General features: G+C 64.0%; 22 protein-coding genes. 12 read left to right on the top strand and 10 right to left on the bottom strand.

The annotated features are described in order from the left end of the window. Positions 1-46: 46 nt before the first annotated feature. From CLV89_RS00485 to CLV89_RS00470, 4 genes are all read left to right on the top strand, one after another. On the top strand, positions 47-853 hold the full coding sequence (locus CLV89_RS00485; RefSeq protein ID WP_106161465.1) for a 4Fe-4S dicluster domain-containing protein: 807 nt from the start codon (positions 47-49) through the stop codon (positions 851-853). After that, the gene (locus CLV89_RS00480) at positions 853-1,743 is read left to right on the top strand and encodes a dimethyl sulfoxide reductase anchor subunit family protein (RefSeq protein ID WP_106161463.1); all 891 of its coding nucleotides are present in this window, start codon (positions 853-855) and stop codon (positions 1,741-1,743) included. The genes CLV89_RS00485 and CLV89_RS00480 overlap by 1 nt, the downstream gene beginning before the upstream one ends. Positions 1,744-1,826: 83 nt before the next feature. Then, positions 1,827-2,288, top strand: coding sequence for a carboxymuconolactone decarboxylase family protein (locus CLV89_RS00475; RefSeq protein WP_106161461.1), 462 nt, complete (start codon positions 1,827-1,829; stop codon positions 2,286-2,288). Continuing rightward, positions 2,285-3,175, top strand: a complete 891-nt coding sequence (locus tag CLV89_RS00470) for a sigma-70 family RNA polymerase sigma factor (protein ID WP_106161460.1) — start codon at positions 2,285-2,287, stop codon at positions 3,173-3,175. The genes CLV89_RS00475 and CLV89_RS00470 overlap by 4 nt, the downstream gene beginning before the upstream one ends. A gap of 126 nt (positions 3,176-3,301) precedes the next feature. Here the strand turns inward: CLV89_RS00470 and dapA are convergent, their stop codons facing one another. Further along, positions 3,302-4,174 (bottom strand): 4-hydroxy-tetrahydrodipicolinate synthase, encoded by an 873-nt coding sequence (gene dapA / locus CLV89_RS00465; protein WP_106161458.1) that lies wholly within the window; start codon positions 4,172-4,174, stop codon positions 3,302-3,304. A gap of 138 nt (positions 4,175-4,312) precedes the next feature. On the opposite strand from dapA, the gene CLV89_RS00460 reads away from it, so the two are divergent. After that, positions 4,313-6,280 carry a lytic transglycosylase domain-containing protein gene (locus tag CLV89_RS00460; RefSeq protein WP_106162287.1) on the top strand — a complete coding sequence of 656 codons (1,968 nt, stop codon included), beginning with the start codon at positions 4,313-4,315 and terminating at the stop codon, positions 6,278-6,280. On the opposite strand, the gene CLV89_RS00455 is transcribed toward CLV89_RS00460, so the two are convergent. Then, positions 6,236-7,111, bottom strand: coding sequence for a DMT family transporter (locus tag CLV89_RS00455; protein ID WP_243394898.1), 876 nt, complete (start codon positions 7,109-7,111; stop codon positions 6,236-6,238). The genes CLV89_RS00460 and CLV89_RS00455 overlap by 45 nt on opposite strands. Positions 7,112-7,126: 15 nt before the next feature. Beyond that, positions 7,127-7,810, bottom strand: coding sequence for a tRNA (5-methylaminomethyl-2-thiouridine)(34)-methyltransferase MnmC2 (gene mnmC2, locus CLV89_RS00450; RefSeq protein WP_106161454.1), 684 nt, complete (start codon positions 7,808-7,810; stop codon positions 7,127-7,129). A 58-nt stretch (positions 7,811-7,868) separates the two neighbouring features. Between mnmC2 and CLV89_RS00445 the strand changes: the two genes are divergently transcribed. Continuing rightward, positions 7,869-8,921 (top strand): NAD(P)/FAD-dependent oxidoreductase, encoded by a 1,053-nt coding sequence (locus CLV89_RS00445; RefSeq protein WP_106161452.1) that lies wholly within the window; start codon positions 7,869-7,871, stop codon positions 8,919-8,921. 173 nt (positions 8,922-9,094) lie between these two features. Here the strand turns inward: CLV89_RS00445 and CLV89_RS00440 are convergent, their stop codons facing one another. The 3 genes from CLV89_RS00440 to CLV89_RS00430 form a co-directional block, all read right to left on the bottom strand. After that, complete coding sequence (locus CLV89_RS00440) at positions 9,095-9,643, bottom strand: NADPH-dependent FMN reductase (protein WP_106161450.1); 549 nt, start codon at positions 9,641-9,643, stop codon at positions 9,095-9,097. Between the two features lie 181 nt (positions 9,644-9,824). Continuing rightward, positions 9,825-10,490 carry a YiaD family glycine zipper/OmpA-like lipoprotein gene (locus CLV89_RS00435; RefSeq protein WP_106161448.1) on the bottom strand — a complete coding sequence of 222 codons (666 nt, stop codon included), beginning with the start codon at positions 10,488-10,490 and terminating at the stop codon, positions 9,825-9,827. 167 nt (positions 10,491-10,657) lie between these two features. Continuing rightward, positions 10,658-11,347 (bottom strand): helix-turn-helix transcriptional regulator, encoded by a 690-nt coding sequence (locus CLV89_RS00430; RefSeq protein WP_106161446.1) that lies wholly within the window; start codon positions 11,345-11,347, stop codon positions 10,658-10,660. Between the two features lie 136 nt (positions 11,348-11,483). On the opposite strand from CLV89_RS00430, the gene CLV89_RS00425 reads away from it, so the two are divergent. Continuing rightward, positions 11,484-11,741 carry a hypothetical protein gene (locus CLV89_RS00425; protein WP_106161444.1) on the top strand — a complete coding sequence of 86 codons (258 nt, stop codon included), beginning with the start codon at positions 11,484-11,486 and terminating at the stop codon, positions 11,739-11,741. On the opposite strand, the gene CLV89_RS00420 is transcribed toward CLV89_RS00425, so the two are convergent. Then, the gene (locus tag CLV89_RS00420) at positions 11,677-12,528 is read right to left on the bottom strand and encodes a methylated-DNA--[protein]-cysteine S-methyltransferase (protein ID WP_106161443.1); all 852 of its coding nucleotides are present in this window, start codon (positions 12,526-12,528) and stop codon (positions 11,677-11,679) included. The two genes, CLV89_RS00425 and CLV89_RS00420, sit on opposite strands and share 65 nt — an antisense overlap. A 347-nt stretch (positions 12,529-12,875) precedes the next feature. Here CLV89_RS00420 and CLV89_RS00415 point away from each other — a divergent pair, with 347 nt between their 5' ends. The 4 genes from CLV89_RS00415 (at position 12,876) to CLV89_RS00400 (ending at position 19,164) form a co-directional block, all read left to right on the top strand. Then, positions 12,876-14,402 carry an ABC-F family ATP-binding cassette domain-containing protein gene (locus CLV89_RS00415; protein ID WP_106161441.1) on the top strand — a complete coding sequence of 509 codons (1,527 nt, stop codon included), beginning with the start codon at positions 12,876-12,878 and terminating at the stop codon, positions 14,400-14,402. 393 nt (positions 14,403-14,795) lie between these two features. Next, on the top strand, positions 14,796-15,440 hold the full coding sequence (gene nth, locus CLV89_RS00410) for an endonuclease III (RefSeq protein ID WP_106161439.1): 645 nt from the start codon (positions 14,796-14,798) through the stop codon (positions 15,438-15,440). Next, positions 15,437-16,435 carry an adenosine kinase gene (locus CLV89_RS00405; RefSeq protein ID WP_106161437.1) on the top strand — a complete coding sequence of 333 codons (999 nt, stop codon included), beginning with the start codon at positions 15,437-15,439 and terminating at the stop codon, positions 16,433-16,435. The genes nth and CLV89_RS00405 overlap by 4 nt, the downstream gene beginning before the upstream one ends. Positions 16,436-16,785: 350 nt before the next feature. Next, entirely contained in the window at positions 16,786-19,164 is a 2,379-nt protein-coding gene (locus tag CLV89_RS00400; protein ID WP_106161435.1) for a methyl-accepting chemotaxis protein, read from the top strand. A 53-nt stretch (positions 19,165-19,217) separates the two neighbouring features. Here the strand turns inward: CLV89_RS00400 and CLV89_RS00395 are convergent, their stop codons facing one another. Next, positions 19,218-19,706 (bottom strand): MarR family winged helix-turn-helix transcriptional regulator, encoded by a 489-nt coding sequence (locus CLV89_RS00395; RefSeq protein ID WP_106161433.1) that lies wholly within the window; start codon positions 19,704-19,706, stop codon positions 19,218-19,220. A 104-nt stretch (positions 19,707-19,810) separates the two neighbouring features. On the opposite strand from CLV89_RS00395, the gene CLV89_RS00390 reads away from it, so the two are divergent. Continuing rightward, on the top strand, positions 19,811-20,716 hold the full coding sequence (locus tag CLV89_RS00390; protein WP_106161431.1) for a DMT family transporter: 906 nt from the start codon (positions 19,811-19,813) through the stop codon (positions 20,714-20,716). A 3-nt stretch (positions 20,717-20,719) separates the two neighbouring features. Here the strand turns inward: CLV89_RS00390 and CLV89_RS00385 are convergent, their stop codons facing one another. Together CLV89_RS00385 and CLV89_RS00380 are read right to left on the bottom strand one after the other, a co-directional pair. Further along, positions 20,720-21,280, bottom strand: coding sequence for a hypothetical protein (locus tag CLV89_RS00385; protein WP_243394897.1), 561 nt, complete (start codon positions 21,278-21,280; stop codon positions 20,720-20,722). Next, positions 21,243-21,749 carry an RNA pyrophosphohydrolase gene (locus tag CLV89_RS00380; protein WP_106161429.1) on the bottom strand — a complete coding sequence of 169 codons (507 nt, stop codon included), beginning with the start codon at positions 21,747-21,749 and terminating at the stop codon, positions 21,243-21,245. Before CLV89_RS00380 ends, CLV89_RS00385 begins: the two co-directional genes overlap by 38 nt. Positions 21,750-21,757 lie beyond the last annotated feature (8 nt).

Below are 21,757 nucleotides of genomic sequence, written 5' to 3'. Positions count from 1 at the left end.
CCGCGCCCCGGTCCTGCACCCACATCACAGACGGAGGCCCGACCCGATGACCGACCTCCCCACCGAAACCACCCGCAAGATGGGTCTGGTGATCGATCTCGACACCTGCGTCGGCTGCCATGCCTGCGTGATCTCCTGCAAAGGCTGGAACACCGAAAACTACGGTGCGCCGCTCTCCGATCAGGACGCCTATGGCGCCGATCCCTCGGGTACCTTCCTCAACCGTGTGCATTCCTACGAGGTACAGCCAGAAGCCTGCGGCACAGACCCCGCCCACGCCGCCCAGCTGATCCACTTCCCGAAATCCTGCCTGCACTGCGAAGACGCCCCCTGCGTCACTGTCTGCCCCACCGGCGCCAGCTACAAACGGGTGGAAGACGGCATCGTGCTGGTCAACGAGAGCGACTGCATCGGCTGCGGCCTCTGCGCGTGGTCCTGCCCCTACGGGGCGCGCGAGCTCGATCTGGCCGCCGGGGTGATGAAGAAATGCACCCTCTGCGTGGATCGGATCTACAACGAAAACCTCCCCGAAGAGGACCGCGTGCCCGCCTGCGTGCGCACCTGCCCCGCCGGTGCACGCCATTTCGGCGATCTCGGCGACCCGACGTCGGATGTCTCGCAATTGGTCGCGGAGCGCGGCGGCATGGACCTGATGCCCGAACAGGGCACCAAGCCGGTGAACAAATACCTGCCGCCCCGCCCCAAGGACACGCTCGCCGCGCAGGGCATGGAACAGGGCGCGGGCGACATCGACCTCCTCGCGCCGCTGCTGGCCCCCGTCACCGAGGAGGCGGGAGGCTTTCTCGGCTGGCTCGACCGTGCCTTGGACAAACTGCCCGGAGGACAAAGCTGATGCACCCGGCCCCTCCCGTCATCGCCTTCACCACCCTGTCCGGGCTTGGCTTCGGCCTGTTGTTCTTCCTCGGCCTTGGCCTGCCTGCGGTCACCGGCTGGGTCGCCTTTATATTCTACGCCATCGCCTATGCACTGGCGGTGGGCGGGCTCTTGGCCTCCACCTTGCACCTCGGACGTCCAGAACGGGCGTGGAAGGCGTTTTCGCAATGGCGCAGCAGCTGGCTCTCGCGTGAGGGCTGTTGCGCGGTGGTGGCCCTGCTGACCATGGGCCTCTACGCCATTGGGGCGATCTTCCTCGAAACCCACTGGCCGTTCCTCGGCGCGCTTGGCGCAGCGCTCAGCATCGCCACCGTCTTCACCACCTCGATGATCTATGCCCAGCTCAGGACGGTGCCGCGCTGGAACATGATCCCTCTGACCCCGGCGCTGTTCCTGACCCTGTCGCTTGCCGGGGGCGCCCTGCTGGCCGGGCAAGAGAGCAAGGCAACGGGGCTTTTGGTGCTCGCCGGGCTCACCCTGTTGGCCTATTGGCATCAGGGGGATCGCGCCTTTGACACCTCCGGCACGACGATAGCCAGCGCCACCGGCCTCGGCACCCGTGGTCAGGTGCGCGCGTTTGAGCCGCCCCATACCGGCACCAATTACCTGCTGCGCGAATTTGTGCATCAGTTGGGCCGCAAACATGCCGCCCGGCTGCGGGTGATCGGCTTTGTGCTGGCGATCGTGCTGCCGCTCCTGTGCCTGGCGCTGCCGGTTGGTGGACTGGCGCTGAAACACGCCCTCGCGGGCCTTGCCGTGCTGTCTCATATCATCGGTGTCGCCTGCACCCGTTGGCTGTTCTTTGCCGAAGCCGAACATGTGGTCGGGCTTTATTACGGCAAACGCTGAAAAAATCTCCCCCCGCGTGTCACAGCGCGTGGGGCTGGCTCGTCCTGTCTGCGTCCCCTCTGACTGAGAAAGGAACAGGACCCATGACCCAACGTCTCGACCAGTTTGCCGCTGCCGGTGATCTCTTCAAACCGATGATGGAGCAGGAAGAGCTGCTGAAGGCCTCCGGCCTCGACATGACCATCATCGAACTGGTGAAGCTGCGTGCCAGCCAGATCAACGGCTGTGCCTTCTGCATCCACATGCACACCCATGACGCCCGCAAGATGGGCGAAAGCGAGGACCGCATGCATCTGCTGCCCGCCTGGCGCGAAAGCACTCTTTACTCAGCGCGCGAACAGGCCGCCCTTGCCTGGACCGAGGCGCTGACCCTGGTGGCGGAGACGGCCGCCCCCGATGAAGACTACGCGCTGGTGGAGGCGCAGTTCTCGCCGCGTGAACAGGTGGCGCTGACGCTGCTGATCGGCGCGATCAACGCCTGGAACCGCATTGCCATCGGCTTTCGCACGCCGCATCCTGTGACCAAGGAGACCAGCGCCGCGTGAGCCACAAGCCACAGGATATGGGAGCCGATGTGTTCCTGACCGCGCGGCCGCGATTGTTCGCGGTCGCCTACCGCATGCTGGGCAGCGTTGCGGATGCGGAGGACGTGCTGCAGGAGGCCTTCCTGCGCTGGCAGTCCGCGCCGCAGGACGAGGTCCGCGATGCCACCGGCTATCTGGTGCGGGTGGTGACGCGGCTCTGTCTCGATCAGCTGAAATCGGCGCGGGTGAAGCGCGAGACCTATACCGGCGCCTGGCTGCCGGAACCCTTGCTGACCGAGGATCCGACAGAGCGGCTGGACCATGATGTCTCGGTGGCGCTGCTGTTGGCGCTGGAGCGGCTGACGCCGCTGGAACGCGCCGCGTTTCTGCTGCATGACGTGTTTGGCAACAGCCACGACGAGGTGGCCGAGGCGCTTGACCGCAGCCCTGCCGCCTGCCGCCAGCTGGTGTCACGCGCACGCCGCCACGTGCAGGCGGAGCGTCCCCGCGCCACGGTTCCGCCCGAAGAGGGGCGCGCCCTGACCGAAGCCTTCTTTCGCGCATCCAAGACCGGCGACATGGCGGCGCTGACACAGCTTCTGGCGCAGGATGTGGAGCTGGTCAGCGATGGCGGCGGCAAGGTTCTGGCGACCTTGAACCCAATCTACGGGCGCGCCAAGGTCATGCGATTGGCCGAGGGGCTGGCGCGCAAGTCCGGCGCTCATCTGCCGCCGCGCTGGCGGTTTGCCATGCTGAACGGGCTGCCTGCGATCCTCAGCCTGGAACCGGAAGGGTTGGTACAGGCCACCGCGCTGGAAATCCGCGAGGGGCGGATCACGAAGGTCTATGTGATCCGCAACCCGGAGAAGACCGGACATCTGTCCTCAGCCCTGCAACTGCAGGGCTGAGGACAGCGCCCTCCCGGGGGCGGGGCAGGCGCTGTCCGGCCTGTCGGCCAGATGGGAGATCTGCCAAAACGCAAACAGCCCCGGACAAACCGGGGCTGCTGGTATCAGACGACGAAAGAGAAGAGCTCAGAGCAGACCGGCATGCACCATGGCCGCGTCGATCTTCGCCTTGGTGCTGTCCTCAAGCCCGGTCAGCGGCGAGCGCACTTCCTCGGAGCACAGACCCAGCTTCGACATGCCGTATTTCGCACCCACCAAGCCCGGCTCGATAAAGATCGCCTCATGCAGAGGCATCAGGCGGTCCTGATACTCCAGCGCGGTCTTGTAGTCGCCCGCCAGTGTGGCCGCCTGGAATTCGGCGCAGAGCTTCGGCGCCACGTTTGCGGTGACCGAGATGCAGCCGACTCCACCATGGGCGTTGAAGCCCAGCGCGGTGGCATCCTCGCCGGACAGCTGGATGAAATCCGCACCACAAGAAGCCCGCTGCTGGCTGACGCGCTCCAGCTTGCCGGTGGCATCCTTGACGCCGATGATGCGCGGCAGTTTTGCCAGCTCACCCATGGTGGCAGGGGTCATGTCCACCACCGAGCGCGGCGGGATGTTGTAGATGATGATCGGAATATCGGCGCAGTCATGCAGCGCGGTGAAATGTGCGATCATGCCACGTTGGGTCGGCCTGTTGTAATAGGGGGTCACGACCAATGCGCAGTCCGCACCGACTCGCTCGGCATACTCGACAAAACGAATCGCCTCGACGGTGTTATTGGACCCGGCGCCGGCAATCACCGGCACGCGACCTGCGGCGGTTTCCACCACCACCTTGATCACCAGTTCATGCTCTTCATGGCTCAGGGTGGGGCTTTCGCCAGTGGTGCCGACGGGAATCAGCCCGGTCGAACCTTCGGCAATATGCCATTCCACCAAGTGTTTGAGCGTATCCAGATCCAACTCACCATTGCGAAACGGGGTGACGAGGGCTGGCATAGAGCCTGTGAACATGGGAACGCTCCAATTCGAGATTTTCTTGCGGGCAATTCCTTGCCCGGACGCACGTGCTGGCGGGAAATTGAGTTGCACCCGGGTCCACACGCACTATCGTCACAGGCTGTATCCCCGGAATGCTGGAAAATGCAAGAGATGACACGCAGACTTGCCTGCTCGTTGCTGATTTGTGCGACCCTTTTTGGTGCCCCTGCCCTGGCCCGCGGGCTGGAAACCGCGCTGCCGCTGATGCGCGACGGCCAGTGGCAGGAGGCGCTGATCGACGCTGGCGAGGAAGGCTCCATCCCGCGCGACGTGATCCAATGGCACCATTTGCGGGCCGGCAAGGGAGCGGCGCGCCAGGTGATGTCCTTTATCGAGCGCCGCGCCGACTGGCCCGGCATGGAATACCTGCGCCGCCAGAGCGAAGAGGTGATCGCCAAGGCTGGGCAGGCCACCGTCCTCGCGTTTTACGGCAAGGATGGCCAAGCCCAGACCCCCGAAGGCGCGCTGAGCCTCGGGGAAGCGCTCATTGCCTCTGGCCAGACCGAGGCCGGACAGGCCGAGCTGATCCGCGCCTGGCGCAGCATGGCCATGACGGACGAAACCCAGACCAACTTCCTCACCCGTCATAAATCTCTGCTGGCCAAACATCATGAGGCCCGGCTGACCCGGCTGTTGTGGGACGGACACAAGGTTTCTTCCCGCCGCATGCTGGATCTGGTCAGCGCAGGTGCCCGCAAGCTGGCCGAGGCGCGCATCGCGCTGCAGGATCAGGCCAATGGCGTCGATGCGGCGATTGCCGCGGTGCCCGACAGCCTGCAGGATGACTCTGGCCTCGCCTATGACCGCTTTGCCTGGCGTGATGCCAAGCGGCGGCAGGATGACGCCATCGCCATGATGCTGGAGCGCTCCAGCTCGGCAGAGGCTCTGGGCGAGCCGTCCAAATGGCTGACCCGGCGTCGCGACTTTGCCCGTCAACTGATGCGCGACAATGACAACACCCGCGCCTACAAGCTGGCCGCCTATCATTTTGCCAGCCCCGAGGATGGCTATGGCTACGCCGACAATGAATGGATCGCGGGCTATGTGGCGCTGCGCAAACTCGATGACGCCGAACTGGCGGTCTATCACTTCACCCGCTTCCTTGCGGCAGTCGAAAGCCCGATCTCTGTGGGCCGCGCCGGTTACTGGCTGGGCCGCGCCTATGCGCAGATGGGCGAGATCGACAAGGCGCACGCGGCCTATCGACTGGGGGCGAAATTCCAGAGCTCCTACTACGGTTTATTGTCGGCACAGGCGCTGGGGCGCGGCTTTGACCCGCGTCTGACCACGCCGGACGCGCCCGATTGGAAGGGTGCGCCGTTCCTTACCTCCTCGGTCTACAAGGCGGGCATTGCATTGCTGGAGGCGGGCGACCTGTCGCTCGGTGAACGCTTCCTGACCCATCTTGTTGAAACCCTACCGCCGGATGAAGCGCTGCAACTGGGGCAGATGGCGGTGGATCGGGAGCAGCCGCATCTGGCAGTGATGATCTCCAAACGTGCGGCCCAAGATGGGCTGGAACTGGCAGGCGCCTACTACCCGCTGCACCCGGTGACCCAGATGAGTCTTCCGATGGCCTCCGAGATGGTATTGGCAATCGCCCGAAGGGAAAGCGAGTTCGACCCGGTGGTCGTCAGCCATGTGGGCGCGCGCGGATTGATGCAGGTGATGCCCGCCACCGCAGAACTGGTGGCGCGCGAGCTGGACATCCTCGACGATCACAAAACCGCACGGTTGACCGAGGACTGGCAATATAATGCCACGCTCGGTGCCGCCTATCTGGCGCGGCTGGCGGGCGACTTCGACGGCAATGTGGTGCTGATGGCCGCAGGCTATAACGCCGGGCCTCACCGTCCGACCGCCTGGATGGAGCGCTACGGCGATCCGCGCAGCGCGGAGGTCGATGTGATCGACTGGATCGAGCACATCCCCTTCAACGAGACCCGCAACTACGTGATGCGGGTCACCGAAAGCCTGCCGGTCTACCGCGCCCGACTGGGGCAGACACCCCTGCCGGTGCCGTTTACGCGCGAGCTAGCGGGCCGAACGCTTCAGGTTTTCGCGCCAAAAAGTGAATAGGCCCGCCGCCACCACCAGCCCGGCGCCGATCACCACATTGGTGCGCATGTCCTCGCCAAACACCGTGAGCCCGATCATCGCGGCCCAAGGCAGCTGCATGTAGGCAAAGGGCTGCACGGCGCTGGCCTCGGCCATCTCGTAGCATTTGATCAGCAGCCAATGCCCAAGGGCGCCGGTCACGCAGAGGGTCGCCATCCAGCCCCAGTCCGGCGCGGTCATCGGCTCCCACCACCACAGGCCCAGAGGCGTGATGAACAGCATGCCGTAAACGCCAGTGTAGAAGAAACTGGTGGCGGTGGTGTCGCGCCGCGCCACGTAACGCGTCAGCAGTCCGTAAAGCGCAAACATCAGCGCCGCCAGCAGCGGGATCAGGGCCGCCACCTGGAACACGCCCGATCCCGGCTGCAGGATGATCAGCACCCCGAGAAAGCCCACGCCGATCGCCGCCCAGCGCCGCCAGCCCACCTGTTCGCCCAGAATGGGTCCGGAAAGCGCCGCGATCAGCAGCGGGTAGCAGACAAAGACCGCGTGGCTCTCGACCAGTCCCAGTACAGTGAAGGCCAGCACCATGACGCAGATTTCCGCCACCAGCACAAAGGCGCGGAAGATCTGCACCCCCTTCTGGCTGGTCTGCGCGGCGGCCCGGAGGCTGCCTGTCTGCTTCAGCGCCAGCGCGATCACGAAGGCGGCGAAGAACCAGTAGCGAATGGTGATCACCATGAAGACGTTGTATTCGCTCGCCAGATGGCGCGAAACCCCGTCCTGCAGGGCAAAGACGATGGTGGCCCCGATCATCAACAGAATGCCCAGTTTGGTGTCGTTCTTGGCCATGACCTGATCCATGGTTCAGCCTTTCAATTCGCGCGTCAAAATTGCCTGCGTCATATGTCGTTTGCGTCCAAATCCCGGTGTGCGCGTCACGGTGAAACCTGCTTCTTCCAGCCCGCGACGGACAAATCCGGCCGCGGTATAGGTCGCCGCTGTGCCGCCGGGACGGGTGTGATCCGCCACCGCCTGCATCAGATCCCCCTGCCACAGCTCCGGGTTCTTGGCGGGTGAGAACCCGTCCAGAAACCAGGCGTCCGCCTGCCCTGTCCACTCTGGCAGCGACAGGCGTGCGTCGCCGATGACAACCTCCAGCTGCAGGGTGCCAAGATCACAACGCCCTCCGCCGCGCCATTGCGCCAGAAACCGCTCCGCCCACGGCGTGATGTCCGGAAAGGCTTCCAGCGCGCGGGCCATGTCGGCGGGCACCATCGGAAAGGCCTCGAAACTGGTGAACCGCAGCGGCGAGGTCTGCCCGCTCTCTTCCCAGGCGCGCCAGGCCGCCAGCATGTTGAGCCCGGTGCCAAAGCCCAGTTCGGCAATGTGAAACCCGGGAGCGTACAGCGCCGGCAGATCATTGCCCGCAAGGAACACATGCTCGGTCTCCAGCAGGCCGTTGTGCAATGAAAAATAAGGGTCATCAAACTGGTCGGAGACGGGCAAATCCCCCTCCCGCCAGCTCAGCCGTGCCTGCTGGTCTGCCATCGCGATTTCCTTTAGGTGGAGCGTGGTACGAGGGCGAACCTGACGAAAGGTCACAGAAATGGCAACTGCTGATATCACGGTTGATGTTACGGTGCGCGGAGCCGGGATCTTTGGCCTGTCGATCGCCTGGATCTGCCACCGGCGCGGCGCAAGGGTGCAGGTGATCGACCCCGCCGGACCGGGCGCGGGGTCCAGCGGTGGTGTCGTCGGGGCCCTCGCCCCGCATGTGCCGGAAAACTGGAACCCGAAAAAGGCGTTCCAGCTTGAAAGCCTGCTGATAGCCGAGGCCTTCTGGCAGGATGTCGAGGCGACGGGCGGCGTGTCGGCAGGCTATGGTCGCCTGGGTCGCCTGCAACCGATCGCTGATGCGCGCACGTTGGAGCTGGCCGAGGCACGGTGCCAGACTGCGGCGGATCTATGGCAGGGCAAGGCGACCTGGCAGGTCCGACCGGCCTCGGACTTCGGCGACTGGTGCCCGCCCAGCGCCACGGGTCAGGTGATCCACGACACGCTCTCGGCCCGCATGCACCCCCGCCGCGCCTGCGCCGCGCTGGTGGCCGCGCTGCGTGCCGGTGGCGTTGAGGTCAGCGGCGATGGTCGGGAGGCGGGGCTTGTGCTGCATGCCACCGGCTATCAGGGGCTGTTGGAGCTGAACGCACTATCACCGCGCACCGTGGGGGGCGGCGTCAAGGGGCAGGCCGCGCTCCTGGCCCATGATGCCGGCGCGGTGCCGCAGCTCTACGCGGACGGATTGCACATCATTCCGCATGCGGATGGCACGCTGGCCATCGGCTCCACCAGCGAGCGGGAGTTTGGCCGCCCCGATGAGACCGACAGCCAGCTCGACGACGTGATCGCCCGAGCGGTCGCCGCGATGCCGCAGCTAGCGGGTGTGGACGTGCTGGATCGCTGGGCCGGGGTGCGGCCCCGCGCCCGCACTCGCGCACCGATGCTGGGGGCCTACCCCGGGCGCGCCGGGCATTTCATTGCCAATGGTGGTTTCAAGATCGGCTTCGGCATGGCGCCGAAGATCGCCGAGGTAATGGCCGATCTGCTGCTGGAGGGGCGCGACGCCATCCCGGAAGGGTTTCGGGTCTCAGACAACCTCTGACCTGTCACACCGCCGCGCCGCCTTCGCCAGAGGGGTTGCGCTGCGCTTTGCGCATCGCGGTGGAGCGGGGGCCGCGCCCTGCGGGCGCGGCCCCCGCTCGGCCCAACGCTTTGTGGGGTCCCGCCAGGGGCACCGTCAAAGGGGCGGGAGCCCCTCCCGCGCTGTTTCCAACCCTATCGGGCAGTGGTGGCTGCCGCGCGGAGCTGCGTCATCAGCTCGGTCAGCGTCTTGGTGTAGATCTCGCTGGTCAGTTGCCCGGCGTCATCGAACTCCTTGCTCGACCCGGCCAGATGCACCTCGGGCCCCGGCAGAACCTGTGGGCGGAACGGCACGAGAAAGCTGCGCAGGATCATCTGCGACCGCTCGCCGCCAGCGCGCCCTGCCGCCGCTGACATCACCGCCACCGGCTTGTCCTGCCACGGGGCGCCCTCGGTGCGGCTGACCCAATCAAGCGCGTTCTTCAACACGCCGGAGGGGCCCTTGTTGTATTCCGGGGTGGAGATCACCACCGCATCCGCCCGCGCGATCTGATCCGCCAGCATCTGCACCTCCGCCGGGACGCCAGATGCGGCCTCCACATCACCGTCATAGAGCGGCAGGTTCAGATCGCCTTCGACCACCTCGGCGGGACCGAACAGTCGCGCGGCCTCGCGGGCCAGCTTGCGATTGGTCGCCTCCTTGCGCAGAGAGCCGGACAGAATAAGCAATACGGGGTCGGCCATGGTCGTTCTCCTGTAGTACGTGCTGTGTCACAAATAAAGCTAGGGTGCGCCAGCGCGCAAACCAACACCTGTCACCGCAGACGCCCTGTGCGTTGCTCCACAGGGCACGGATCTTAGGGCGCCAAAAGAAAAGAGGCCGCGCACAACGCGCAGCCTCTTTCCCGTGTCTGAATGGATGGCGTCAGGTTGCCTGCGGAATAATCACGATTTCCACGCGGCGGTTGCGGGCCTTGCCCTCGCCGGTCAGGTTGCTCGCCACCGGCTGCTCCTCACCGCGACCGATGATGCGCATACGGCTGTAGGACACGCCGCCAGCAGCCATCTCGTCCGCAACCGCATTGGCGCGGCGCTCGGACAGGGAATAGTTGTAGGAAGCCGCGCCGTCGCTGTCGGTGTGACCGATCACCTGCACCACGCTGCCAGGATAACGCTGCAAGCTGCCCGCCACCTTGCGCAGATCGCTGCGTACCAGGGAAGAGATCGCCGAGCTGTCGGTGGCAAAGGTCAGATCATTGGGCAGCGACACGATCAGACGGTCGCCAGTGTTCACGATGGAAATCGAGTCATTGTCGAGATTTTGACGCAGTTCCGCTTCCTGCTTGTCGAGTTGGCGCCCGATCAGACCACCTGCCAGAGCCCCCACCGCAGCCGTGCCGATGATGGTTTCAGCCTTGTCGTCATCCGACGTCGCTGCACCGAGCCCCGCGCCGATCAAACCACCAATGATGGCCCCGTTCTGAGAGCGGTTCGTTCCGCCGGGAGCGCCATAGGAGGCGGGATCGTCACAGGCGCTCAGCGCCACGGCAGCGGCCAGAACGCCAAGGGCGGGGAGTTTTGCAAAAGACATTACAGTCTACCTTTTCTTCCTCAAACCTGTCTCGCAACGTATCCGGGGTCAGCCCCAGAGTGAGACGTTACGTGTAGATATTGTATGCATCGACCGGCACAGCAAGCGGTCCCCCCGCATGTTCGGCGGATTGCCGCGCACCTCTCGCCCCGCTCGGCCAAGCCACATTACAGGTTATAAACAAACGTATCGCGTTCTTGTTCCTGCCAGAGTTTTCTCAAGAGCGGCGCTTCTTCGACAAAATGGGCATCCTGCAGATCCGCAGCCAGCATACGATCTGTGCGGAAATGGCGAAATCCATGGCGCAATTCGCACCACGCGGCCAGCAGCGTGCAGTCCACGTGATAGATCAGTGCCAGCGGTCGCAGGATCCGTTCGCTCTGTTCCTCGGCTTCATTGACATAGACCAGACGCAACTTCTGTGCGCTGCGGACCGCCTGTCGCAGGATCGCCTTGGACACGCAGCCATTGTCGGGATCATCCAGCGGCGCGCCATAGGGGGCCACCTGCAGCCATTCAGCGCTGGCATGTACGTCGCAGATCTTGCGCCCGACCCGCGCGGCGGCCTGCTGCAGGGCACCGTCGCCGGTGCGCATCAGCATCGCCAATCCCACATGCAGCGCCTCGATCTCTTCCTCGTCAAAGTTCAGCGGCGGCAGATCATAGCCCTTGCGCAGCATATACCCGATGCCCGCCTCACCCTCGACCGGGGTGCGCATCGCCTGCAGCGCGGCAATATCGCGATAGATCGTGCGCTTGGAGACTTCGAGCTGCGCCGCCAGATCTTCGGCCCGCATCGGCGTCGCGGCGGCGCGCAGGATCTGGATCAATTCGAACAGCCGGTTGCTGCGGGTCATGGGAACCTCCGGTGGCAGGACGGGTGGCATGTCGAGTGACACCCTGCTGCCACTCTAGCACGCACCACTGACAACAGGGTGTCAGCAGTACTCTGCTTTTGATGGGGTATCACACAACCCGCAGAGGAGATTTCCCATGCTGTCCTACGACTGGATCGTCCTTGTCACCCTCGGCCTCGACCGCTGGGACACGCCACGCCGCCCGCGCACCACTTATGAGATCGAGCGGGAGGAGGCCTGGCAGGCCACCGCCGAGCATCAGACCGCGCTGCGACAGGCCCGCCGCAAGGCGCTGCTGTTGCCGCTGCGGACCCTGATCGCGCGGATGTTCACGCGGCGCTCTCATGTGCGGCATCTGCGCGCGCGGCCTCGAACGCCAGCATCGCGCGTTTGACCGGCAGCCCCCAGTGGTAGCCCCCCATCGCGCCGCCCTTACGCAACACGCGGTGGCAGGGGATGAGCCAGCTCAGCGGGTTCTTCCCCACCGCGGTGCCCACGGCGCGCACCGCGCGGGGGCTGTCGATCACCTCGGCAATCTCGCCATAGGTGGTGGCGCTGCCCTCGGGGATGGTCAGCAGTGCTTCCCAAACCTTGATCTGCAGCGGCGCGCCGATCAGATGCAGCCGCGCCTCTCCCTTGCGGGCAAAGGCCGCTTCCACCGGCGCGCGCAAGGCGCCCCCATCCTCGACAAACGCCGCGTTGGGCCAGCGCGCCCGCATGTCCGCCAACGCCTGATCCGCGCCCACTTCGGCGGCAAAGGCCAGACCGCAAAGCCCCTTTTCGGTGCCCATCGCCAACGCAGCACCAAAAGGGCTGTCGAACCAGCCCCAACGCACCGTCAGACCCTCGCCCCGACGGGCATACTCGCCCGGGCTCATCGCCTCCCAGCGCAGGAACAGATCGTGCAGCCGCCCGGAGCCGGACAGGCCCACCGCATGCGCGGTCTCCAGCAGGGGCAGATCCTCGCGCAGCAGGGATTTGGCGTGACCTAGCCGCAGATACTGCTGGTAGCGCTTGGGCGAGACCCCGGCCCAGGCGGAAAACACCCGCTGGAAGTGCGCCGGGCTCATGCCCATCTGGGCCGACAGCTCCTCCAGCGACAGGTTTGCGCCACCGGCATCGATCAACTCGATGGCGCGGCGGATCACCCCGTAGTGATAGGCCTGTTCATCCCGTTCCATGGTTGCTGTCCTCGATCATCCGTTATCTTGTTTCCTCCACCGTAGCGAGCCCCCCGCCCCGGCGCGACCCGGAACCTGCGATTTCAAGGGATCACGGGCATGACCGGGCTGGCTCCGAGATGATCGGACAAGACACTTGCCAAGATTTTCAAGGCCTCCTACTCTGGGGGCAAAGGTCACATGCAACAACGGGAGGGCATCAGCTGAACATGCGTATCATCCGCCGACTTCAGCATGGTCCCCGTTTCGCCCTGTAAATCCGTTTGCAGGGCTGACCTCGAGAACACTCTCATCACAGGTCTGCCCATAGCCGCGCTGCGGCCATACCCTTTTGATCCGAGTTTCAGATGTCCCTTCTCAATACAAACGCTTTGGGCGTGACCCTTGGTGAGCCGCTGTTTGCCGACCTCACCCTGACGATTTCCAAATCCGACCGCATCGGTCTGGTGGCTGCCAACGGGCGCGGCAAATCCACTCTGCTGGCCTGCCTGTCCGGCGAACGGGAGCAGACCAGCGGCGAGATCACCCGCGCCCGTGGCCTGCGGGTCGGCCATGTCAAACAGGATGTCCCGCCCGAGGCCCTGTCGCACAGTTTATATGACTGGGTTCTGGCCGCGCTTCCGGCCGAGCAGGCCGAATACGAAGGCTGGCGCGTGGATGTCGTGCTGGACACGCTGCAAATCCCTTACGCGCATTTTCACACCCCGCTGGCAGATCTCAGCGGTGGCTGGCAGCGCAGCGCGATGCTGGCGGCGACCTGGGTTTGTGAGCCGGATCTGTTGCTGCTGGACGAGCCCACCAACCACCTGGACCTCCACCGCATTTCCCTTCTCGAGGCCTGGCTGGCAGCGCTGCCCCGCGACGTGCCGGTGGTGATCACCTCGCATGATCGCGCGTTTCTGGATGCCACGACCAACCGCACCCTGTTCCTGCGCGCGGAGGCCTCCCGCGTGTTCCAACTGCCCTATTCAGCCGCTCGCGCGGCTTTGGACGAGGCGGATGCGGCGGATGCCCGACGTCTGACCAATGATCTGAACAAGGCCAAACAATTGCGCCGTCAGGCGGCCAAGCTGAAGAACGTCGGCCTCAACTCCGGCTCCGACCTGTTGCTGACCAAGACCCGCCAGTTGAGCGACCGCGCCGACAGGCTGGAGGAGGCAGCAAAACCGGCGCACAGGGAGCGATCGGCGGGCGATATCAAGCTGGCGAACAGCGGTACCCACGCGCGGGCCCTGATCACATTGGACGACATCGCGGTGGAAACACCGGACGGGCGACTGTTGTACAAAACCGGGCAGAAATGGCTGTGTCGGGGCGACCGGGTTGTTCTGCTGGGTCAGAACGGGGCTGGCAAGACGCAGCTGATCCGGATGATCGCAGACGCTCTGAGTGGCGTGGATGACCGGGTGAAATGCGCCGCCTCGCTGGTTCCGGCCTATTCGGATCAGCAGCTGAGCCAACTGCCCGGCTCCGACACGCCGCTTGCCATGGTGACGGCACACAGCGCCATCGGCGACCAGCGCGCCCGTGGGGTCCTGGCCGGGGCCGGCATCGACATCCAGATGCAGGAACGGCGCATCGACAGCCTGTCGGGCGGCCAGAAAGCCCGGCTGGCCATGCTGCTGCTGCGGCTGAGGGAGCCCAATATCTATCTGCTGGACGAGCCGACCAACCATCTGGACATCGAGGGACAGGAGGCGCTGGAAGCCGAACTGGTCGCACATGACGCCTCTTGCCTGCTGGTGAGCCATGACCGGCAGTTCTTGCGCAACGTCGGCAATCGCTTCTGGTGGATCAAGGGTCGCAAGCTGCAGGAGGTAGACGATCCCGAAGCCTTCTTGAGCGACCACAGCGCGGGCTTGGGGACACTATAGCCTCCTGCGTTGGCCGCTGTTGCGTCGCAGCCAGATCTATGCGGTCGCTGCACCGGCAACGCCCATAAAAAGTGGCTCCCGTCCTGACCCATTGTTTCGCGCGCGAAACATTAGGGCAGCTGTGCTGTCCTAATGTCTTGCCACACGACCGTAGCCCTCCCGCCCCTTTGACCTGTGGCAAAGCCACCGTCCAAAGCGTTGGGCCGAGCGGGGGCCGCGCCTGCAAGGCGCGGCCCCCGCTCCCCGCGATGCGCAAGGCGCAGCGCAACCCCTCCGGCGTTCCCCTAAGCGGCACGTGAAACCGCGACTTTTGCACCGCACCCGCAAAGGCCGGACAAATGCCCGGTGTTTTTGATTTGCGCCCCCGCGCCCCAGCAGGCACAACAGCGCCCGATGGCCAAGCAACTCGATTATCATACCCTCCGCGAGATCTTCACGCGGTTTCAGGACGCCGATGCAGCCCCCGTGGGCGAGCTGGATCACGTCAATGTCTACACGCTTGTCGTGGCCGTGGCGCTGTCGGCGCAGGCCACCGATGCCGGTGTGAACCGCGCCACCAAGGAGCTGTTCAGGATCGCCGACACGCCGCAAAAGATGCTGGATCTGGGCGAAGAGGGCGTGATCGCGCATATCAAGACCATCGGCCTCTACCGCAACAAGGCCAAGAACGTCATCAAGCTTTCGCGCATTCTGGTCGAGCAATACGGCGGCGATGTGCCCTGTTCCCGCGCCGCGCTCGAAAGCCTGCCCGGCGTCGGCCGCAAGACCGCGAATGTGGTTTTGAACATGTGGTGGCGCCATCCGGCCCAGGCTGTGGACACCCATATCTTTCGCGTCGGCAATCGCTCCGGCATCGCGCCGGGCAAGACCGTGGACGCGGTGGAGCGTGCCATCGAGGACAACATCCCCGTCGATTTCCAGCTCCACGCCCATCACTGGCTGATCCTGCACGGCCGCTATCACTGCAAGGCGCGCAAACCCCAGTGCCCCACCTGCATCATCCGGGACCTATGTCAGTACGAGGACAAAACTTTATGACCAAGACCTATCAACTCGTGGGCATCGGCAACGCCGTTGTCGATGTGATCTCGCAATGCGATGACAGCTTCCTCGACCATATGGGGATCGAAAAGGGCATCATGCAGCTCATCGAGCGGGATCGCAGCGAAGTGCTGTTTGCCGCGATGAAGGACCGGGTGCAAACGCCCGGCGGCTCGGTCGCCAATACCATCGCCGGGGCCGGGGCGCTTGGCCTCACCTCCGCCTTCATCGGCCGGGTGCATGACGACGCCATCGGGCGGTTCTACGCCAACGCGATGCAGGACGAGGGTGTCGATTTCGTCAATGCCCCCGTCGCAGGCGGCGAGCTGCCAACCTCGCGCACGATGATCTTCGTCTCGCCCGACGGCGAACGCTCCATGAATACCTACCTCGGGATTTCCTCGGAACTCAGCTCCGACGACGTGCCCAATGAGGTGGCCGGACAGGCGCAGATCATGTTCCTCGAGGGCTATCTCTTCGACAAGGACAAGGGCAAAACAGCCTTCATGGAGGCCGCGCGGGACTGCAAGGCCGGCGGCGGCAAGCCCGGCATCGCGATCTCCGATCCCTTCTGCGTCGAACGTCACCGCGCGGATTTCCTGAAGCTGATCGAAAGCGAGCTGGACTTCGTGATCGGCAATGAGGCTGAGATCAAATCCCTGTTCGAGACCGATGACCTCGAAGAGGCGCTGCAAAAGACCTCGGCCATCTGCCCCTTGGTGGTCTGCACCCGCTCTGGCGACGGGGTGACAGTGGTCAGCGAGGAAGGCCGCATCGACATCCCCGTGACCAAGGTCGTGCCTGTGGACGCCACGGGCGCAGGGGATCAATTTGCAGCCGGGTTCTTGTTCGGTCTTGCCTCGGGCCGTGACCTTGAGACCTGCGCACGCATCGGCAACACCTGCGCCGCAGAGGTCATCAGTCATATCGGGCCGCGTCCCAAGACTGATATGCGTAGCCTGCTGCAAGCCCAAGGCCTGATCAACGCCTGATCCGTTCTTGGCTATTTCAAATGGCGGGGCGGGCTTTGCGCGCCCCCGCCCCTCTCGCTTCGATCCGCTACACCCTCGCTTGTATTCAAAAAATCAATTCAACCCCCAGCAATGTGATTTCGAGAACCTAAGGAGGGACGCGATCTCACCCACCGAAACGAATCACCTATCCCATTGAAAAACAATAAATTGCGAGAACCGGCCACCACTGGCGGGAAAGACGCACAAAAAACTGCCGCAAAAGTCAGGTTGTGCCCAAAAGACATGCAGCCTCCCACATATTTGCGAAATCTTAAATGGTGCCAGCGCCTTCTATCCTGCAGGTTACGCCACTCCGACAGGATCGCACCATGTTTCGCACCAACACCATAAAGATTTCTCGCAAGCTGCCCCTCTTCTTCGCAGGCTTTTGTGCTGTTACCGGCGCTCTACTGATCGCTGCTTCGCTCTTGGCATTCAGGGGGTTTGCCAAAGACACCACAGAGCGCCAAATGGCGTCCTTGCTGGCGGACAGAAGTGCATCAATTCGTCGAATGATGAGCGGGATAGAGGCGGACCTAGTGTCGCTGGCGCGTTCTCCTGCCACAACCTCAGCCCTGGCTGTCTTTGAAGAGAGCTGGGCCGCGCTGGGATCTGACGCGGACACCACGCTGCAACGCGCTTATATCGCGGACAACAGCCACCCGTCCGGCGAGAAGCATAAATTACTGCGAGCGGACGGGGACGCGACCTATCATGATGCCCATGAAACCTTTCATACCGGGCTTCGCACGCTGATCGAGACCAAAGGCTACTATGATGCTTTTCTGATCAGCCCAGCGGGCGACATTGTCTACTCCGTTTTCAAAGAAATGGATTACGCCACAAATCTGATCGATGGCAGCTATGCGAATTCCAACTTGGCAGAGGCGTTCCGTTCGGCGAATGCAGCAGAGGTCGGCGAGGTGATCTTTGCCGATATGCAACCCTATGCCCCCAGCAACGGAGCAGCGGCCGCCTTCCTGGCCACCCCGGTTTCGGCCCAGGATGGCACGCCACTTGGTGTGGTTGCATTGCAGGTGCCGGTTGATCTTTTGGGTCTGATCACCAACAACGCCGACGGCCTTGGCGAAACCGCGCAGGTCTACCTTCTGGGCGCAGACCGGAAAACGCGGACCACGTCCCGGTTTGAAGACGGTTTCCAAGTTCTCGAGGCGCTGCCGGACAATGAACAGGTGGCGCTGGCGCTCGATGGCGAGCGCCACTTTCTGGACGCTGCAACCGGGATCTCGGGTCATCCGGTTTATGCCTATTCGCAGCCGCTTGGTCTGGACGTCGCCAACTGGGCCTTGGTTGTGGAACAAGACGTCACTGACATCATGGCGCCATTGCGCCAGCAAGCCTGGATGCTGGCTCTGATCGGGCTGGCAATATGTGGGGTGATGTCCGTTTTCGGCTGGCGTATCGCGCGCTCGATCACCCAACCGCTGCATCATATTTCCACGGGTATGAACACGGTGGCTGCTGGCGATCTCTCAACCGAAGTTGCCGAGGCGCAACGCGGCGACGAGATTGGCGACATCGGCAAGGCGCTGCTGTCGCTGCAGGATGACTTGCGCGTGGCGCGCACCGCCGAAGAGGGCCGCGCCGAACAGCAGCGCGAGCAGGAGGTCGTCGTGGAAAATCTCAGCACAGGTCTTCTGCGCCTGTCGCAGGGGGATTTCTCGGCCACGATAGATACGCCCTTCTCCGGCGAGCACGAGAAACTGCGCACCGATTTCAACACGACCGTGACCAAGCTCAACGATACACTTGGTCAGGTGGTGACCGCGATCGAGCGCATTCGCAACGGCGCGGCGGAGATCAATCAGTCATCGGATGATCTGTCGCATCGCACCGAAAGTCAGGCTGCCACTCTGGAAGAAACAGCCGCTGCGCTGGAAGAGATCACCGCCAGCGTCAAATCAGCAGCCGACGGCGCGCGCAGCGTCGAACAGATCACAGGAGAGGCCAAGCAAGAGGCCGAAGTGAGCGGTCAGGTGGTGCAGAATGCGGTCACCGCCATGACCGAGATCGAGCAGTCCTCCAAAAAGATCGAACAGATCATTTCTGTGATCGACGACATCGCCTTTCAGACCAACCTGCTGGCGCTCAACGCTGGGGTCGAGGCGGCCCGGGCGGGCGAGGCCGGGCGCGGCTTTGCCGTGGTCGCGAGCGAAGTGCGCGGTCTGGCACAGCGGTCTTCCGACGCCGCGATGGAGATCAAGGCGCTGATCGGTGAAAGCTCCAAGCAGGTCGATCAAGGCGTCGATCTGGTCGGTAAGGCCGGCGAGGCGCTGGAGACGATCACAAAGCGGGTGAACCATATCTCGCAGCTGATCTCTGGTATTGCCGAGGGCGCGGCGGAGCAGTCAAACGGTATCGAAGAGATCAACACAGGCATGGTGCAGCTGGATCAGGTGACACAGCAAAATGCCGCCATGGTCGAAGAAGCCTCCGCCGCCTGCCAGATGCTGGACAGCGACGCATCCGAACTGGGCGGCGTGGTGGCGAACTTCCGGCTTGCGGGCAAACCAACGGCCCCCACTGCGCGTACGTCCCCCCCGGCCCCAACCGCCCATGCCGACGACAGCTGGGACGTTGACGAGGGCTGGGACACCTCGGACAACAGCAGTGATGCAACGCCCAGCAAACCGACGGCCCACGGCAGCGAGGGCAGCGCGGCGCTCAATTACTACGAAGACTTCTAGGGACCGGGCTGGGCCAACCCCTCCCCTCAACATGTCAGGAGAACAGCTGCCCCTCAGCTGCTCTCCAATGCGTTCAGGGCCTTGGCCAACAGCGCGCTGAGCTGCGCGACTTCCTCCGCCGAAAGCCCCTCGATCAGGTCGGCCTGGGTGGCCACATGTGCCTCCACCACCTGATCGATCAGCGCGCGCCCTTCGGGCGTCAAAGCGATCAGAAAGCTGCGGCTGTCTTCGGGGTTGGTGGTGCGACTGACCAACCCGTCCACCTCAAGGCGGTCAATCCGGTTGGTCATGGTACCAGAGGCCACCATCGTCGCCTTCATCAATGCACCAGCAGACAAGCAATGCGGCGCCCCGGCCCGCCGCAGAGTGGCGAGCACGTCGAACTTGGCCGCGTTGAGGCCAAAGCGGGCGAAGGTCTTCTCCATCGGTTTCAGATAGGCGAGGCTCAATCTGCCCACCCGACCGACCACTCCCATCGCCGTCACGTCGAGGTCCGGGCGTTCGCGTCGCCACTGATCCAATATAAATTCCACATGATCCATGCCGCAGTAATGTGACGTGGTGGGGCAGAGGTCAATCTATGAGGTTATCTTGACGTCGAAGCATTATCGCATTACTTCGACGTCAAGATATATAGGAGCCCACCATGATTCCCTCGAAAGACTTGGCCCTGGCGGCGCTTGCACCCGCGATATGGGGCAGCAGCTATATCGTGACCACCACCTTCCTGCCCGGCGAGTCCCCTTATCTGGTGGCGCTGCTGCGCGCCCTGCCAGCAGGGCTGTTACTCTTGCTGTTCGTTCGGCAATTGCCACCTCTGGCCTTGCTGCCAAAGATCTTCGTGCTGGGCGCGCTCAATTTCTCGGTATTCTGGGCGCTGCTGTTCCTCTCAGCCTATCGCCTGCCCGGCGGGGTGGCGGCGACGCTTGGCGCGGTGCAGCCGCTGTTTGTGCTCGGCTTGTCCGGAGCACTGCTGGGCACCCGGATCCATGGCAAGGGAGTGGCAGCGGCGCTCTTCGGCATTGTCGGCGTCGGGCTGCTGGTGCTGGGGCCGGAGGCAACGCTCGATCCGCTTGGCGTGGTGGCGGGTCTGGGCGGCGCCTTGTCGATGGCCACCGGCGTGGTGCTGACCCGCAAATGGCAGCCCGGTGTGCCGGCGCTGACCTTTACCGCCTGGCAGCTGACCGCCGGGGGGCTGCTGCTGATCCCGGTGGCAATCATCGCCCTGCCAGCCTGGCCGACCCTGACCGCGGGCAACCTGCTGGGGCTGGCCTACATGAGCCTGATCGGCGGCGCCCTGACCTATATCCTGTGGTTCCGCGGCATTGGGCGCATCGCCCCGGCGCAGATCTCGCTCCTTGGGGTGTTCAGCCCGCTGACGGCTGTGACACTTGGGGCGTTATTTGCGGGCGAGAGCTTCACCGCGCTGCAAGCCGCCGGGGCGCTGGTCGCGCTTTTCAGTGTCTGGCTGGGGCAACAGAAACCTCCGCACCCTGCGCAAGCGTCCGCTGCGCAGACTGCGGCCCCTGCGCCGAATATCGCGGCCCGCTAGACTCTAATCGAGGGCGGGCACCTGCTGCGCGCCCTCCAGGGTATCGGGCAGTTTCGACGGACAGGCCCGGCCCCGATGGCATTGCAGCACGGTATCGCCAGCGCTGCCATCTTCCGCATCAAAGAAGAACCCGCCGCAGGGTTCGACCACCGCCACCACCCGGCCCTCCTGCTGGCGAGCGAAGAACAGGTAGCGCGCGTCTGAGACCAACGCGCCACACCAGGGGCCCAGGCAATGCGCCTCTAGGGTGATTTCGCCCTCAACCGGCTGGTCAAACATGCGATCCCCTAGCATCAGCCCGGAAACCTGCGCCGGAATTTCGACCGGCTGTTTGGTCGCCTGCGGGGCCGCCTCGGAATATGTCGGCAAAAGCGCCTCGTCGAACGTGACACGACCCTCGATGATCACGAAGGGGTCCTCGCTCTTGGAGACGATCCGGTAGACGTCCCCGGGCCCCATCGGCAGACAACTGAGCGCCTGTGCCTGCGTGGCACAGAGCAGGGCCAGCGCACCCGACAGCAGCGCCTCAGAGATGCGCTTTGAATTCCTCGACCACACGGGCATAGACCTCTCGCTTGAAGGGGACGACCTTTTCCACCAGCTCAGCGACCGGCTGCCAGCACCAGGCGGAGAATTCGGGATCGTCGGTTTGAATGTTGATCTGTGCGTCCTGCCCGACAAAGCGCATCAGGTACCATTTCTGTTCCTGACCACGGTATTTGCCGCCCCAGAAATGCGGCACCACCTCTTGCGGCAGATCATAGGGCAACCAGCCGTCGCTTTCGGCGATGATCTCCACCAGATCGGGCGTGACGCCGGTTTCCTCTTCCAGCTCGCGCAGGGCGGCGGCGCGGGCATCTTCGCCCTTGTCGATGCCCCCCTGAGGCATTTGCCAAGCCTCCTTGTGCCGGTCCATGCGTTGCCCGACCCAAACATCGCCCGCGCCATTGATCAGCATCACGCCGACATTGGGGCGATAGGGCAGCGCGGCAATCTGCGCGGCGCTGAAGGCTTTAGGGGGCGTCTTGCTCATCAGATGCG

Source organism: Tritonibacter scottomollicae (genome assembly GCF_003003215.1).
Classification (GTDB): Bacteria; Pseudomonadota; Alphaproteobacteria; order Rhodobacterales; family Rhodobacteraceae; genus Epibacterium; species Epibacterium scottomollicae.
The sequence above is the reverse complement of the archived record's forward strand: the minus strand, read 5'-3'. Positions and strand labels throughout refer to the sequence as shown.